This is a genomic window from Cognatilysobacter segetis, assembly GCF_004359965.1.
GTDB classification, from domain to species: domain Bacteria; phylum Pseudomonadota; class Gammaproteobacteria; order Xanthomonadales; family Xanthomonadaceae; genus Cognatilysobacter; species Cognatilysobacter segetis.
In genome coordinates this window covers 1-15,237 of the sequence record NZ_SMRQ01000007.1, presented here as the reverse complement: position 1 = coordinate 15,237, position 15,237 = coordinate 1, and the positions used below count along the sequence as shown (strand labels likewise).

The 15,237-nt window shown below is 68.9% G+C and carries 14 protein-coding genes and 4 tRNA genes; 13 read left to right on the top strand and 5 right to left on the bottom strand.

Going from position 1 to position 15,237, the window contains the following annotated elements; genetic code table 11:
- The first annotated feature begins 57 nt into the window (after window positions 1–57).
- The 8 genes from uvrC (at window position 58) to E4F61_RS02425 (ending at window position 5,402) form a co-directional block, all read left to right on the top strand.
- Complete coding sequence (gene uvrC / locus E4F61_RS02460; RefSeq protein WP_133477999.1) at window positions 58–1,953, top strand: excinuclease ABC subunit UvrC; 1,896 nt, start codon at window positions 58–60, stop codon at window positions 1,951–1,953.
- 3 nt (window positions 1,954–1,956) lie between these two features.
- On the top strand, window positions 1,957–2,532 hold the full coding sequence (gene pgsA / locus E4F61_RS02455; protein WP_133477997.1) for a CDP-diacylglycerol--glycerol-3-phosphate 3-phosphatidyltransferase: 576 nt from the start codon (window positions 1,957–1,959) through the stop codon (window positions 2,530–2,532).
- Window positions 2,533–2,599: 67 nt separating this feature from the next.
- Window positions 2,600–2,675, top strand: a tRNA-Gly gene (locus E4F61_RS02450).
- A 100-nt stretch (window positions 2,676–2,775) separates the two neighbouring features.
- Window positions 2,776–2,849 (top strand) — tRNA-Cys (locus E4F61_RS02445).
- Window positions 2,850–2,919: 70 nt separating this feature from the next.
- Window positions 2,920–3,003, top strand: a tRNA-Leu gene (locus tag E4F61_RS02440).
- 80 nt (window positions 3,004–3,083) lie between these two features.
- A complete protein-coding gene (locus E4F61_RS02435) occupies window positions 3,084–3,377 on the top strand; it encodes a hypothetical protein (protein WP_133477995.1) in 294 nt (97 codons plus the stop codon).
- Window positions 3,355–3,726 (top strand): hypothetical protein, encoded by a 372-nt coding sequence (locus E4F61_RS02430; protein ID WP_133477993.1) that lies wholly within the window; start codon window positions 3,355–3,357, stop codon window positions 3,724–3,726. The genes E4F61_RS02435 and E4F61_RS02430 overlap by 23 nt, the downstream gene beginning before the upstream one ends.
- Before the next feature lie 56 nt (window positions 3,727–3,782).
- Window positions 3,783–5,402: an FMN-binding glutamate synthase family protein gene (locus E4F61_RS02425; RefSeq protein ID WP_133477991.1), complete on the top strand. Its 1,620-nt coding sequence runs from the start codon at window positions 3,783–3,785 to the stop codon at window positions 5,400–5,402.
- Between the two features lie 3 nt (window positions 5,403–5,405).
- On the opposite strand, the gene arsC is transcribed toward E4F61_RS02425, so the two are convergent.
- Entirely contained in the window at window positions 5,406–5,774 is a 369-nt protein-coding gene (arsC, locus tag E4F61_RS02420; RefSeq protein WP_133477989.1) for an arsenate reductase (glutaredoxin), read from the bottom strand.
- Window positions 5,775–5,877: 103 nt separating this feature from the next.
- Between arsC and ku the strand changes: the two genes are divergently transcribed.
- Together ku and ligD are read left to right on the top strand one after the other, a co-directional pair.
- Window positions 5,878–6,765, top strand: coding sequence for a non-homologous end joining protein Ku (gene ku, locus E4F61_RS02415; RefSeq protein ID WP_133477987.1), 888 nt, complete (start codon window positions 5,878–5,880; stop codon window positions 6,763–6,765).
- Between the two features lie 3 nt (window positions 6,766–6,768).
- The gene (ligD, locus tag E4F61_RS02410; protein WP_133477985.1) at window positions 6,769–9,501 is read left to right on the top strand and encodes a DNA ligase D; all 2,733 of its coding nucleotides are present in this window, start codon (window positions 6,769–6,771) and stop codon (window positions 9,499–9,501) included.
- Between the two features lie 104 nt (window positions 9,502–9,605).
- Here ligD and E4F61_RS02405 read toward each other — a convergent pair whose 3' ends face one another.
- Entirely contained in the window at window positions 9,606–9,959 is a 354-nt protein-coding gene (locus tag E4F61_RS02405; RefSeq protein WP_133477983.1) for a lipoprotein, read from the bottom strand.
- A 395-nt stretch (window positions 9,960–10,354) separates the two neighbouring features.
- On the opposite strand from E4F61_RS02405, the gene E4F61_RS02400 reads away from it, so the two are divergent.
- On the top strand, window positions 10,355–12,100 hold the full coding sequence (locus E4F61_RS02400) for a BON domain-containing protein (protein ID WP_162301370.1): 1,746 nt from the start codon (window positions 10,355–10,357) through the stop codon (window positions 12,098–12,100).
- Window positions 12,101–12,171: 71 nt separating this feature from the next.
- Here E4F61_RS02400 and E4F61_RS02395 read toward each other — a convergent pair whose 3' ends face one another.
- The 3 genes from E4F61_RS02395 to E4F61_RS02385 form a co-directional block, all read right to left on the bottom strand.
- Entirely contained in the window at window positions 12,172–12,399 is a 228-nt protein-coding gene (locus E4F61_RS02395; RefSeq protein WP_133477978.1) for a hypothetical protein, read from the bottom strand.
- On the bottom strand, window positions 12,392–13,738 hold the full coding sequence (locus E4F61_RS02390; protein WP_133477976.1) for a sigma-54-dependent transcriptional regulator: 1,347 nt from the start codon (window positions 13,736–13,738) through the stop codon (window positions 12,392–12,394). The genes E4F61_RS02395 and E4F61_RS02390 overlap by 8 nt, the downstream gene beginning before the upstream one ends.
- Window positions 13,739–14,041: 303 nt before the next feature.
- Window positions 14,042–14,116, bottom strand: a tRNA-Val gene (locus tag E4F61_RS02385).
- A 174-nt stretch (window positions 14,117–14,290) separates the two neighbouring features.
- Between E4F61_RS02385 and fabA the strand changes: the two genes are divergently transcribed.
- Both fabA and E4F61_RS02375 read left to right on the top strand, forming a co-directional pair.
- Window positions 14,291–14,806: a 3-hydroxyacyl-[acyl-carrier-protein] dehydratase FabA gene (gene fabA, locus E4F61_RS02380; RefSeq protein ID WP_133478152.1), complete on the top strand. Its 516-nt coding sequence runs from the start codon at window positions 14,291–14,293 to the stop codon at window positions 14,804–14,806.
- A partial coding sequence (locus E4F61_RS02375) for a beta-ketoacyl synthase N-terminal-like domain-containing protein (RefSeq protein WP_274380523.1) occupies window positions 14,806–15,237 on the top strand: 432 nt, incomplete at its 3' end. The genes fabA and E4F61_RS02375, both read left to right, overlap by 1 nt.

The following is a 15,237-nucleotide window of genomic DNA, read 5'->3' as shown; positions in this document are numbered from 1 at the left end:
CGACCCGTTCCGCATGACCGCATGCCGTGCCCGCCCCGCCGCGAGGCCGGTCGGCCGATGAAGCCGACCGCCTTCGACGCGAAGGACTTCGTCCGCAACCTGAGCACCGCGCCCGGCGTCTACCGGATGATCGCGGCGGACGACGCTGTGCTCTACGTCGGCAAGGCGAGCGCGCTGAAGAACCGCGTCTCAAGCTATTTCAACAACACGCCCAAGTCGGCGCGCATCGCGTCGATGGTGTCGCAGATCGCGCGCATCGAGGTGACGGTCACGCGTACCGAGGCCGAGGCGCTGATCCTCGAGAACGAGCTGATCAAGTCGCTCAAGCCGCGCTACAACGTGCTGCTGCGCGACGACAAGAGCTACCCGTACGTCCTGCTCACCGGCGACGACTACCCGCGCATCGCCGTGCACCGCGGCCCGCGCGCGGTGCAGGGCAAGTATTTCGGGCCGTATGCGAGCGTCGGCGCGGTGCGCGAGACGCTCAACCTCATCCACAAGCTGTTCAAGCTGCGCAGTTGCGAGGACACGGTGTTCCGCAACCGCTCGCGGCCCTGCCTGCAGTTCCAGATCGGACGATGCAGCGCACCCTGCGTCGACCTGATCTCGCGCGAGGAGTACACGCGCAGCGTGCGGCGCGCCTCGATGATGCTGGAGGGCCGCAGCGACGAGCTCACCAACGAACTCGCGAGCGGCATGGAGGAGGCGAGCGCGAACCTCGACTTCGAGGAGGCTGCGCGCCTGCGCGACCTGGTCGCGTCGATCCGCACGCTGCAGGCGCGCCAGTACGTCGATGGCCGCGCGGCGGATCTCGACGTGCTCGCGATCGCCATGCAGGGCGCGAACGCCTGCGTCGTGCTGATGGCCTTCCGCGACGGCCGCAACCTCGGCACGCGCGCGTTCTTCCCGAAGACCAACGGCAGCGACCAGCCCGACGAGGTGCTCGGTGCATTCGTCTCGCAGCACTACATCGACAAGACGCCGCCGCGCGAGATCGTGATCGACCGCGACATCCCGGATCGCGAGCTTCTCGAGCAGGCGTTTTCGCTGTCCGGCGAGCGCAAGGTGCAGATCCGCTGCAGCGTGCGCGGCGAGCGGGCGGGCTACCTGGACATCGCGCGTCGCAATGCGCAGATGGCGCTCGCGTCCGAGATGACGAGCGCGGCCGCGCAGCGTGCACGCGTCGAATCCCTGCGCGACCTGCTGTCGATGGACGACATGCCGGGCCGCATCGAATGTTTCGACATCTCCCACACGATGGGCGAGGCGACCGTCGCCTCCTGCGTCGTGTTCGACGCCGAAGGCCCTGTGCGCGCGCAGTACCGTCGCTACAACATCACCGGCATCACGCCGGGCGACGACTACGCGGCGATGCACCAGGCGATCCACCGCCGCTTCCGGCGGTCGATGGAAGCGCGTGAGGCAGCGCCGAGTGAGGAACCCGCGTCGCCCTCCGCGCGGGCAAAACAGGCGGCCGCGGCGATCCTGCCCGACGTGCTGCTGATCGACGGCGGCGCGGGGCAGGTAGCGCAGGCGAGGGCGGTGCTGGATGCGCTCGGCGTGGAGGGCGTGCGCATCGTCGGCGTGGCGAAGGGCCCCGAGCGCCGCCCCGGCGACGAGGACCTGCTGCTGCCCGACGGCCGCTGCTTGCATCCGGGCGCGCAGTCGCCGGCGCTGCAGCTCATCCAGCAGGTACGTGACGAGGCGCACCGTTTCGCGATCACGGGGCATCGTGGCAAGCGCCAGAAGGCCCGCACGACGAGCCGGCTGGAGGATATTGCGGGGATCGGCCCGCGTCGCCGCGCCGCCCTGCTCAAGCATTTCGGCGGGCTCGGCGGCCTGAAGGCCGCGGGCGTCGAGGAAATCGCGCGCGTGGAGGGCGTCAATGCGGCCCTCGCGCAACGGATCTATGACACCCTGCACGGGCTGGCGCCGTCCGACGGCGCGGAGTAACGCATGCGCATCACCGTTCCGACCGTCCTCACGCTGCTCAGGATCGTGCTGATCCCGGTGCTGGTGGTGGTCTTCTATCTTCCGTACAAGTGGACGGCCTTCGCGTCAGCCGCGGTCTTCGCCTTCGCGTCGATCACCGACTGGCTCGACGGCTGGATCGCGCGTCGCTACGACCAGTACTCCGCATTCGGCGCGTTCCTCGACCCCGTCGCCGACAAGCTCATGGTGGCCGTCGCGCTCCTGCTCATCGTGCAGGTCCATCCGACGCGCTGGATGGCGCTCTGGGCGGCGGTGATCATCGGACGCGAGATCGCGGTCTCGGCCCTGCGTGAATGGATGGCCGAGCTCGGTGAACGCGCGCGGGTGAAGGTCGCGTCGATCGGCAAGTTCAAGACGATCGTCCAGATGGTCGCGCTGACCTGCCTGCTGTACCAGGATCCGTGGCTCGGCCTGCCGGTGTTTTCGATCGGTGAATGGATGCTGGCCGTGGCCGCGCTGCTGACCCTGTGGTCCGGCTGGGCGTACCTGCGCGCGGCATGGCCGGTGCTGGCGCGCGATGCGCGAACGGGCATCGGCTGAACGCAGTCGGATCGCGATCCGGGTGTTGACACCGGCGGCTGCACCCGTAGAATGCGCAGCCTGTTCCGCGGGAATAGCTCAGTTGGTAGAGCACGACCTTGCCAAGGTCGGGGTCGAGGGTTCGAGTCCCTTTTCCCGCTCCAGATTCATCGGGGCCAGCGCATCGGAACCGTTTGACCAGACCCCGCTCGCGGGGTCTTGTCTTTTCAGGGGCACGCTTCGATAGTGCCTTTGACGCCTCCCGGCCGGGTGGCAGAGTGGTTATGCAGCGGACTGCAAATCCGCGTACGCCGGTTCAATTCCGACCTCGGCCTCCAAATCGAAGACCCCGCAGCGATGCGGGGTTTTCTTTTTGCGCGGTCGGGCGGCGACGTAAGCTACGCACCTGCCCGGATGGCGAAACCGGTAGACGCAGGGGACTTAAAATCCCCCGACCATGTCGTGCGGGTTCGAGTCCCGCTCCGGGCACCAGCCGATCGCGGCCTTCGGGTGGCGACGGCGCGTGCGCTGCACGACAATCGGCGCCCGACTTGCGCGACCGGAATCAGCCGATGCACGTATTCAAGCTTTCCATGGCGGCGGGCCCGACCTGCAACGCCGCGCCCGAGGGCGCGACGCTCAACGGCGCGTGCCTGATCGACAACGACGAGCTCCCGCTCGCACGCGACGGCGCGCTGCTCGCGCTCGACCGGCTCGGCTTCCAGTCCTGCACGTTCCTCGATGCGGTGAAGCTGCCGGCTTCGCCCGATGTGTCGCGCTACAGCGATGCGATGCGGCAGGCATTCGAGGAGGCCAAGCGCGACGGCGTATCGGTCCTGCTGTATGCCCCGGAAAGCGCCGCCTGAATCGGGCGCGGCGGTTCGGTCGGGCGGCGGAACGCCTCCGGTCACGCCCGACGGCCGTTACATCGTGGTGCGCGGCCGGTTGTGGCGGCGTGCCGATCCGAGGCTCGACGATGCGACTCGCGAGCGTCTCACCCACGAGTTGATGCAGGCACGACGCGACGTCGGTCGCGCACTGGCGGAGAACGACGCCGCGGCGCAACGGCGCGCGCGTCGCCGCGTGCAGGCGGCCAAGGTGGCGCTGGGCGAACGCGGGCCCGTCTGGTGGGGCGACGGCTCGCCGGACCTCACGCGCCGGCTGGCGCGCGACTCCCCGTATGCGGACTGGCACGCGACGCTCGGCGACCCCTGAACGTCGACGGCGCCCTCCAGCCGCCCGCGTATGCTCGGGCAATCGGAGGAGGCCGCATGAGATACGCGCTGTACATCGCCGTGGTGGTGGCAACCCTCGCCGCGCTGGTCGCGGTGCTCGCGTTCGGGCAGGGCGGCATCGTGCTGGCCGTGCTGCTTCCGTTCGCCGCGCTCGGCACCTGGGACCTCTTGCAGACGCGCAGCACGCTGCGTCGCAACTATCCGCTGCTCGCGCACTTCCGCTACGGGCTCGAGTCCATCGGTCCCGAAATGCGGCAGTACTTCATCGAGGCCGATACCGCGGAGACGCCGTTCTCCCGGCAGCAGCGCGCACTGGCCTACCAGCGCGCCAAGTCGGTGCTCGACACCCGGCCCTTCGGTTCGCTGCAGGACGTCTACGGCCCGGACTACGAATGGATCAACCATTCGCTGCAGCCGTCGGAATACATGCCGCACGACTTCCGCGTCGTCGTCGGCGAGGGCCGCGCGCAGCCGTACTCCGCCAGCGTGTTCAACATCTCGGCGATGAGCTTCGGCTCGCTGTCGGCGAACGCCATCCGCGCGCTCAACTGCGGCGCGAAGATGGGCGGCTTTTCGCACGATACGGGCGAAGGTTCGATCTCGCCCTACCATCGCGAGTTCGGCGGCGATCTGGTGTGGGAGGTGGCTTCAGGCTACTTCGGCTGCCGCAACGAGGATGGGAGTTTCAGCGAGGAGAAGTTCGCCGCCGCGGCCGCCGATCCGCAGGTGAAGATGGTCGAGGTCAAGCTCTCCCAGGGCGCGAAGCCGGGGCACGGCGGCATGCTGCCGGGTGCGAAGGTGACGCCGGAGATCGCCGCCACGCGCGGCGTTCCGGTCGGCGTCGACTGTGTGTCGCCGGCGCGGCACTCCACGTTCGACACGCCGAAGGGCCTGCTGGCGTTCGTCGACCGGCTGCGCACGCTGTCGGGTGGCAAGCCCACGGGCTTCAAGCTCGCGATCGGGCATCCGTGGGAATGGTTCGGCATCGCCAAGGCGATGCACGAAACCGGCCTCTTGCCCGACTTCATCGTGGTCGACGGTGCGGAAGGCGGTACGGGTGCCGCGCCCGCCGAGTTCATCGACCACGTCGGCGTACCGATGCACGAGGCGCTGATGCTGGTGCACAACACGCTGGTCGGGCTCGGCCTGCGCGACCGGATCCGCATCGCTGCGGCGGGCAAGATCATCAGCGGCTTCGACATCGCGCGCACCATGGCGATGGGCGCGGACTGGTGCAACGCCGGTCGCGGCTACATGTTCGCGCTCGGGTGTATCCAGGCGCAGAGCTGCCACACCGACCGCTGCCCGACCGGCGTGGCGACGCAGGATCCCAAGCGCTGGAGGGGGCTCGACGTGCCCGACAAGGCGGTGCGGGTGCACAACTTCCACGAGAACACGTTGAAGGCGCTACGCGACCTGATCTGCGCCGCGGGCTTGCGGCACCCCGGCGAGCTGGGACCCGAGCACATCCTGCGGCGCGTATCGCCCGTCGAGGTGCGCTCGCTCGCGGCGATCTACAACTCCCTCGCGCCGGGTGCGCTGCTCCGCGGCGTGCCGGACCACGCCGTGTTCCAGGCGTACTGGGCGGATGCGCGCAGCGATTCGTTCGCGCCGCCGCCGCGCGTCGCGGCGCGCCGTGCGAGCAAGCTCATCTGACGCTCAGCACGCGTCGAAGAGCGTAAGCACGCGTTCCGGCGGACGGCCCACCACCGCCCGTCCGCCGTGCACCAGCAGCGGCCGCTCCACCAGTTCGGGATGGGCTGCCATCGCCTCGACGAGCGCGTCGTCGTCGAGAGAGGGATCGGCGAGACCGAGGCGTTCGTAGGCGGCCTCGCCGGTACGTAGCAGGCTCCGCACCGGGCCGCCGGTCATGGCGGCGATCTCCCGAAGCCGCGACGCCGACAGGGGCGTCAACGTGATGTCGACGAGCTCCGGCTCGATGCCGCGCTCGCGCAGCAGGGCGAGCGCCCCGCTGCACTTGGAGCAACTGGCCTTGTTGTGGAACAGCACCGGGCGCTCGGACGACATGCGTTTTCCTGGGATGGGCGGCGAGCGCATTATCGCGCGCCCGCTTCACCCGGCGAGTACGCCGCCTGCGCGACGGTGCGGCAAACCCGTTGGAGACGCCCGCATGGCGAGGCCCATCTGGACCGGCTCGATCTCGTTCGGCCTGCTCAACATCCCCATCCAGCTCATGTCCGGCGAACGCCGTACCGACATCCACTTCCGGATGCTCGACGCGCGCGACAACTCGCCGATCCGCTACGAGCGCGTCAACGCCGAAACCGGCGAGGAAGTGCCGTGGAAGGAGATCGTGAAGGCGTACGAGTTCTCGAAGGACAACTACGTGATCCTCCAGCCGGAGGACATCGAGCGCGCGGCGACCGAGAACCACGAGACGATTGCGATCGAGTCGTTCGTCGACGCCGAGTCGATTCCGCTGTCCTACCTGGAGCGCCCTTACATCCTGGTGCCGGGAAAGAAGGCCGAAAAGGGCTACGTGCTGCTGCGCGAGGTGCTCAAGAAGAACGGCCGCGTCGGCATCGGCCGCGTAGTGATTCGCACGCGCGAATACCTCTGCATGCTGGCCCCGCAGGACGACGCGCTGATGCTCATCCTGATGCGCTTCCCGCAGGAGGTCGTCGAGGCGTCCGAATACGAGCTCCCTTCGGGCAGCGCCCGCGCGTGGCATGTGACCCCCCGCGAGATGGAGATGGCGGAGATGCTGATGGAGTCGATGACCGACGAATTCAGCCCGGCCGACTACAAGGACGAATTCCGCGAGCGCCTGTCGCAGGTGATCAAGGAGCGCATCAAGCAGAAGCACACCGCGCACGTGGAGGAGGAGAAGGAGGACGAGGACGCCGAGACGGCGACCAACGTCGTCGACTTCATGTCGCTGCTCAAGAAGAGCCTGGACAAGAAGGGCGGTGGCACGCCGAAGCCCGCGAAAAAGGCCACGCGCGCACGCAAGTCGACGGGCGCAAAGGCGAAGAAGCGCGCCACCAAGCGGGCCTGATGCATGGGCCTGCAGGAATACAACCGCAAGCGGCGGTTCTCGCAGACGCCCGAGCCCAAGGGCGACGTCGCGCGTCGCCGTAGCGGGCCGTTGTCGTTCGTCGTGCAGCTGCACCATGCGCGTGCGCGTCACTACGACTTCAGGCTCGAGATCGACGGCGTGCTGCGCAGCTGGGCCGTGCCACGCGGCCCGTCGTTCCGCCCCGGCGAGAAACGGTTGGCGGTCGAGACGGAAGACCATCCACTCACGTACTCGCACTTCGAGGGCCTGATCCCGGAGGGCGAATACGGCGCGGGACACATGGCGATCTTCGACCACGGCACCTGGGCGCCCGAGGGCGACCTGCACGCGTCGATCCGCAAGGGACGTATCGACTTCACGCTGGAGGGGCAGCGGCTCAAGGGCCGGTGGTCGCTGATCCGGACGCACCGGCAGGGCAGTCGCGCGCAGTGGATGCTGCTCAAGCGCACCGACGAATACGCGGGCGACCTGGAGGCCGACGACCTGATCGGCGACCTTCCCGCGCCGCCGCCGGACGCGCCCGGGGCGTCGACGAGGAAGGGACTGGAGATCCGCGCGGGACGGGGATTCGATACGGGAAACGAGACCATGCCGAAAGCACGCAAGCAGGCCACGGGCAAGGCCGCCAGCGCGGCGAAGCGCGGCGCGACGAAGCGCACTAGCGCCGTGCGCACGACGAAGGCAGGCAAATCCGGCGCCCGCGACCTGCGGACGCTCAAGCGCCAGGCGGCGAAGCTTGCCGGTGGTGCCAAGTTCCCGATGGGCGAGTTCGTGCAGCCGATGCTGACGGTCGCGGCGGAGAAAGCCCCGCCGGGCGAGGACTGGATCCACGAGTGGAAGTGGGACGGCTACCGCCTGCTGGGTCAGAGCGGACGCGCGCCGATGCTGTGGTCGCGCAACGGGATCCCGTGGAACGAGCGTGCGCCGGAGCTGATCCGCATGCTGGCGAGCCTCGGCGCGGCGGCGGTGCTCGACGGCGAGCTCATCGCCGTCGACCGCACCGGCTACAGCGATTTCAATGCGCTGCAGAAGGCGTTGTCGGAGAAGGACGCCCGATGCCTGCGCTACGTGGTTTTCGACCTGCTGGCGCTCGACGGGCACGACCTGCGGGACGTGCCGCTGGTCGAACGCAAGGCATTGCTGGAGAAGCTGCTTGACGGCGCCGACCCGCGGTTCTTCTACAGCACGCACATCGTCGGCCGCGGCCCCGAGATCTTCGCGGCGGCGAGCGGGCGCGGCATGGAAGGCATCATCAGCAAGCGCGCCGAGTCCCGTTATGTCGACGGTCGGTCGGACCAGTGGCTCAAGGTCAAGACGGCCGAGACACGCGACTTCGTGGTGGTCGGTTACACGCCGCCCAAAGGCGGCCGGCAGGGCCTGGGCGCGCTGATGCTCGGCCAGTACAAGGACGGCGCGCTCGTCTATGCCGGCCGCGTGGGCTCCGGCATGAACAACGACATGCTGCTGGGCCTGCTGAAGCAGCTGAAAACGCTGGAAGTCGGCGAGCCGGTGGTGGACATCCCGCGCCACGTGCCGCTGCCGAAGGGTCGCATCCAGTGGGTACGACCGGACCTCGTGGTGGAAGTGTTCTTTCGTGGCTGGGGCAAGGAGGGACTCGTGCGACAGGCCTCGTTCCATCGACTCCGCGACGACAAGCCGGCGACGCCCGAGGCGCTCGAGCAACCCGAGCCGGGCGCTGTAAAGGCGCGCAAGGCGTCCGCAAAAGCGCCAACGAAGGCGGCCCGCCCGGCGGCCAAGTCGTCGACGCGCAAGGCGGCCACACCTTCCGCCGCGTCGAAATCGACTACTGCGCGCAAGACGGTGTCGAGGCGCCGCGCGCACACCGCATTCGACCTCGACACGTCCTCGCTGCCGCAACTCAGCAGTCCCGATCGCGTCGTGTATCCCGACGAGGGCTACACCAAGCAGGACGTCTGGAACTATTACCTGTCGGTCGCGCCGATGCTGCTCGAGGAGATCGGTGGGCGACTGCTGTCGATCGTGCGCTGTCCCGATGGCATCGACGGCCAGCACTTCTTCCAGAAGCACGTGAAGCATGGCTTCACCGACGCAGTAAAGCGGTATCGGGTGGTCGAGAACGACGGCGACGAGGCGACGTACTTCTACGTCGACAGCGTGGCCGGCCTGATGTCGCTCGTGCAGATGAACGCGCTCGAGATCCATCCCTGGGGCTCGCGCATCGAGACGCTCGAGCAGCCCGATCGCATCGTGTTCGACCTCGATCCCGACCCCTCGATCGAATGGCCGCAGATCCGTGCGGCGGCCCGGGACGTGCGCGACCGCCTGCTGGACGTGGGCCTCGACTCGTTTCCCAAGCTCTCGGGTGGCAAGGGCGTGCACGTGGTGGCACCGCTCGCGCCCGAGGCCGACTGGGACGCCGTGCGCCGCTTCTGCGAAGCCTTCGCGGATGCGATGGAACGGCAGTCGCCCGATCGCTACGTCGCGACCATGAGCAAGGCCAAGCGACGCGGCCGCATCTTCATCGACTGGCTGCGCAACGGGCGTGGCGCCACCAGCGTGGCGAGCTGGTCGCTGCGCGCGCGCAAGGGTGCGCCGGTGGCGGTGCCGGTCACGTGGGCCGAGCTGTCGCGTGTGCGCAGCCCCGCGCGCTACACGCTCGCCGACGCGGCGAAGCGAGGAATGCCCGACGAGGCGGCGCGCATGATCGCGAAGGCCAAACCGCTGCCGATGTAGGCGCGCTCGCGCGGCTCGGTGCGCGGGTTTGATGGAGCAGACACAAGAAAACGGCGGCCGCGAGGCCGCCGTTCCAGTGTCGACGTGGTGTCGACGCGCCTCGCTTACGGCGTCGGCGGCGTGGTGCTGCCGTTGTTCTGCTGGTTCGTATCGGTATTGGTCGGCGGCGTCGTGCCGGTACCCGTGTCCGTACCCGTCGTACCGGTGGTGCCCGTCGTGCCCGACATGTCGGTGCCCGTCGTGCCGGTGGTGTCGGTGCCCGTGGCCGGCGTGCCGGTCATGTCGGCCGACGTGCCCGCACCCGTGGTGTCGGTGGCCGGCATCGTGCCGGTCGTGTCCGTCGCCGGCGCGGCGGCCGGGGCGGTCGTGTCGGTCGTGGCCGACTGGTCGGCCTGCTGATCGCGGTTGCAGGCCGTGAGTGCCAGCAGCGTGGCTGCGACGAAGAGCATCTTCTTCATGGGGTTTTCTCGCTCGTGAGGGGAGGGCGTGTGCCCGGGCATAACCGTCGCAGACGTTAAGGCAGCGCGGCGTCAAACGGGCGTGATCACCTCGTTGGGCGCGTCGATCGTTGCGCTGAAAAATATTCCCGGCAACGCAACATCCTCATCGAACCGGGTTGTTGTGCCACGCAACAGCCGCGCTTCCGGTTGGCACGCGACTTGCGGACTACCTCCTGACGCAATCGATGCGGCGGTCGATGCAAACGAACGCCGACGAGCCGACAACGGAGGACTGCACGGTGGGTGATCAACAGTTGGGACGCCAGTTGCGCGAGGTTGCGAACGATGTGGTTCGCCTTGGCGCCGAGGCGTTTAACGCAGGTCGAAACTGGTTCAACGACAGGAGGCAAGACATGCAGCAGCACGATCAGGGCAACCAGCAGTCCGGCGGTCGCCAGCAGGGCTATCAGTCGGAGAACGCGCAGGCTTCGCGCCAGGGCGCGGGTCGCGAAAGCGGGCAGTGGGAGCCGGGTTACACCAACCAGATGAACCAGGGCGAGATGTACAGCCGTGGCAACCAGTACGGGCAGAGCAATTACGGCACGTCCGATTACGGCCAGCAGAGTTCGATGGGGCAGGGCTACGGCTCGCAGCAGCCGCAGGGGCAGGCCTCGCAGTACGGCCAGTCGCAGGGCTACGGCAGTTCGGCGTACGGGCAGTCGCAGGGGTCGCAGGGCTATGGCAGCTCGCAGTACGGCCAGTCGAGCCAGCCGTACGGGCAAGGCGGTGGCCAGTCGTACGGGTCGTCGCAGCAGTACGGCCAGGGGCAGCAGGCCTACGGTTCGTCCGGCTATGGACAGGGCGCGCAGTCGCACGGCTCGCAGCAGTCCTACGGGCAGGGCTATGGCTCGCAGGGCCAGGCGTCGCAGGGGTACGGCTCGCACACGCAGGGCGGCTCGCAGCACGGCCAGTCGCAGGGCTTCGGTGAGCAGTACGGGCGCACGCCGGGCTACGGCGCGTACGGCGGCGAGAGTCAGGGGTCGGGCGGCCGCTCCTATGGGCAGGGCTACGGAAGCAGCTCGGGCTACGGTTCCCAGGGCGGCTACGGGCAGCACTACGGGCAGCAGGGCGGCAGCTACCTGAGCGAGTCCGCGCGCGACCGCGGCGAGCTGCACGGCGGCTTCGGTGCCTCGCAGACGGGCGTGCACGGCGGCTACAACAGCCCTTACGCGCAGCACGAGTCCGAGTTTGCCAGCTGGCGGGGCCAGGGTGACTACGGCAGCACGCAGATGAGCCAGGGCTCGCAGCAGCAGTACGGTTCGCAGCAGCAGTACGGCGGACAGCATCGCGGCCAGCAGGGCAGTGGCTTCGGCGCGTCGCAGTTCGGGCCCGGTCAGTCTCAGTTCGGTTCCAGCCAGTCGCAGTACGGCTCCGGACGCGGCTATGGCGACGGCGGCTACTCCAACCGTTCGCAGTCGAGCTTCCAGGGCAACAGCCAGACGCAGTTCGGCCAGGGCTCGGGGAGCGGCCAGTTCGCGCAGGGCGCCCAGGGTGGCATGTTCGGCTACGACCAGTCGCAGAACCGCTCGTTCCGCGGCCGCGGGCCGAAGAACTACGTGCGTTCGGACGAGCGCATCGTCGACGACCTCAACGAGCGGCTGATGAATGCGCACGACATCGATGTCTCCGATGTCGAGGTGCGCTCCGAAGGCGGGAAGATCGTGCTGGAAGGCACCGTCGAGCAGCGCTGGATGAAGCACCGCGTCGAGGACATCGCCGAGTCCTGCGCCGGTGTTCGCGACATCGACAACCGCATCCGCGTCGCGACCTCGCAGTCGAGCGGCAGCAGCTCGCTGTCGGGTTCGTCCCAGTCGGCAGGCAGCAGCTCGCTGTCCGGATCGTCGCAACGTTCGGGCAGCAGCAGCGAGTCGAACGCGATGAGCGGCGGCCAGTCGAGCGGGTCGCAGTCGTCGGGGGCGTCGGGATCGTCGACCAGCGCCTCGCAGTCGGATGACGCCAGCCGGCAGGCGGGCGGGGCATCGTCGCAGTCGCGATCGAAGGACGGCGGCTCCGCCGCGGGCCGTACCGGCAGCAGCACCGGCACGTCGGGCACGACCGGCAGCACCGGTAGCACCGGTAGCAGCAGCTCGCAGCACTGAGCGATGCGTTGAACGGAAAAGGCCCGCTTCGGCGGGCCTTTTTCTCGTCTGCGACCGCGTGATCCTTCGCGCTACGGCGACGGTGGCATGTGGCGCAGCAGGTCGATGCATCGCATCGCCGCATCCTCGGCACGCGCGAGGTTGATCATCGCCGCGGGGATATCGCCCATCTGGATCATGTGGCGTGCGGCGGACGTCGCCATCGTCACCGCGTTGACCTCGTTCGACAGGTCGTGCCGCCAGCGCCCGGTGTAGTGCGGCGGCGGCCGCGGCGCGCCGGGCGGAAAAGCATCATGCATGCGACGCGGCGCCTTCGCCGTCCGCGATGGACAGGCGGGCGAGCTGGTTGTGGATCGTGCGAACGCTCACGCCCAGCACGCGCGCCGCCTCGGTCTTGTCGCCCTCGACCTTCGCCAGCGTCTTCAGCAGCATTTCGCGCTCCACGTCCGCATAGCTCATGCCGACATGGAACACGATGCTGCTCTCGTCCTGATGCAGGGGCAGGGCGCGCCGGCCGAGGGCTGGCACGTGCACGAGCGGGCCCTCGGAGAGCAGGTATGCGCGCTGGACGACGCTGCGCAGTTCACGGACGTTGCCCGGCCAGCCGTGCCGCAGCAGCATGCGTTCCGCATCCGGCGCGAGATGGCGCTGCTGGCCGTGCTCCTCGTTGAGCAGGTCGACAAACACATTCGCGAGCAGCACCACGTCGTTGCCGCGCGCCCGCAGCGGCGGCAGTGCCACCACGAAGTCCGCGAGGCGGTAATACAGATCCTCGCGCAGTCGGCCCTGCTCGATGGACTGCACGGGATCGCGGTTGGTCGCGGCGACGATGCGCACGTCGACCGGCACGCTCTCGCTGCCGCCCACGCGCGTCACCTCGCCGGTCTCGAGCACGCGCAGCAGGTAGACCTGCAGCGCCGGCGGCATCTCGGTGATTTCATCGAGGACCAGGGTGCCGCGGTGGGCCTGCTCGAAGAAGCCGACATGCCGCTGCTGCGCGCCCGTGAAGCTGCCGCGCTCGTGACCGAACAGGTGGCTGGCCAGCAGGTCGGGCGCGATCGCGCCGCAGTTCACGGGGACGAAGCTGCCGCGACGCCGGCTGTGCTCGTGGACGGCGCGCGCGACGAGTTCCTTGCCGGTTCCGCTTTCGCCGGTGATGAGCACCGAGACCCGCGTCGGCGCGACCCGCTGCAGGTCGTGGGAGAGCTGGCGGATCGCGTCGCACTGGCCGACCAGCCCCTTCAGCGGCGGCGTGTCGCGGAGCGCGCGCGTCCTGGACGAGGCCTGGTCCAGCAGCGATTCGAACTGCTGCGGACACAGCGGCTTGAGCAGGTAGTCCAGCAGCGGCAGTCCGACCGCACGCGCCGCGTTTTCCACCGACGCTTCGCCGGTCATCAGCGCGATGCGGCTGTGCTGGCCGGCGTCGAGCTCGTCGAGCAGGTCGAAGGCGGTGCCGTCGGGCAGCGTCACGTCCAGCATCGTCAGGTCGCTCATGCCCCGGCCCATGGCGCGCCGCGATTCCTCCAGCGAGTGCGCGATCGCCGCCTGGAAGCCGTGGGCACGCGCGAAATCGGCGGCGGCGGACGCGAACGGGATGTCGTCGTCGACGATGAGGACGGAGGGCTGGGCGTCGGCCATGACGTGGGGTGTCCGTGACTGCAGTGGCCGGCAGGCTAGAGCGCGCGCGGTTAACGCGGCGTATGAGCCTGCAACGCTTTCCGGCGCGTGCAGAAGCTTCACGGCCGCTTGCCCGCCGGTGTCACGCAGGCATTACGACGAACATGCGCAACGGCGCGGTTTTTCCGCTCGCGGCCGCGTCCGGCGACGCTGTGCGGACGCGGATTCGCAGCATCCGTGCCAACGGCGCCCTCGACCCGCCGCCAGGCCCTGGAACGACGAAACCGCCCGGAGGCGGTTTCGGAGCGACGCGGGGTCGATGTCTGGTGGGCGGTGCAGGGTTCGAACCTGCGACCCTTGCCGTGTGAAGGCAATGCTCTACCGCTGAGCTAACCGCCCGTGAGGGCGCGCAGTATAGGCGACGTGCGCGGCGTCGCCAAGCCTTCGCGCGCGTTTCACATCGGTGGCGCGGAATGGCGGCAGGATGGACCCATCGCCCCGACCCTACGCCCGCGAACTGCGAAGATCCCGGGCGACCGGCTAGACTCGCGGGCTTTCCCCCGCATGGCCCCGATGACTCGTCCCTCTTCTTTCGACCGCGAGCAGCTGCTCGCCTGCGCACGCGGCGAGATGTTCGGCCCGGGCAACGCACGCCTGCCGGCCCCGCCGATGCTGATGTTCGACCGCATCACCGAGATCTCGGAAACCGGCGGCCGCAACGGCAAGGGCGTCATCCGCGCGGAACTCGACATCCATCCGGACCTCTGGTTCTTCGTCTGCCATTTCATCGGCGACCCGGTGATGCCGGGCTGCCTCGGCGTCGACGCCATGTGGCAGCTCGCGGGTTTCTACCTGCCCTGGCTCGGCGAGCCCGGCCGCGGCCGCGCGCTCGGCGTCGGCGAGGTCAAGTTCAGTGGCCAGGTGCTGCCCGAAGCAAAGGTCGTCAGCTACGAGATCGACATCCGCCGCGTGATGCGCGGCCGGCTCGCGCTGGTGATCGCCGACGGCCGCACGTACGTGGACGGGCGCGAGATCTACGTCGCGAAGGACCTGCGCGTGGGCCTCTTCAGCTCGGTGGAGGGTTTCTGATGCATCGCGTCGTCGTTACCGGCATGGGCCTGACCTCCTGCCTCGGCCGCGAGCTCGACACGGTGTCGGCCTCGCTGCGCGAAGGCCGCTCGGGCATCCGCTTCATCCCCGAGTACGAACAGCTCGGCCTTCGCAGCCGCGTGGCCGGCGACCCCGCGCTCGACCTGGACGCGCTGATCGATCGAAAGCTGCGACGCTTCATGGGCGACGCGGCGGGCCACTCGTACGTCGCGGCGATGGACGCGGTGGCGCATGCCGGCCTCGATCCCGAGGTGCTCAAGAGCCCGCGCGCCGGCGTGATCGCCGGGTCGGGCGGCGGCTCGGCGCAGTGGCAGATCGAGACGGGCGAGCTGCTCAAGACCAAGGGCGTTCGCCGCATCGGCCCGTACATGGTGCCGCGCACGATGTGTTCGACAGTGTCGGCCGCGCTG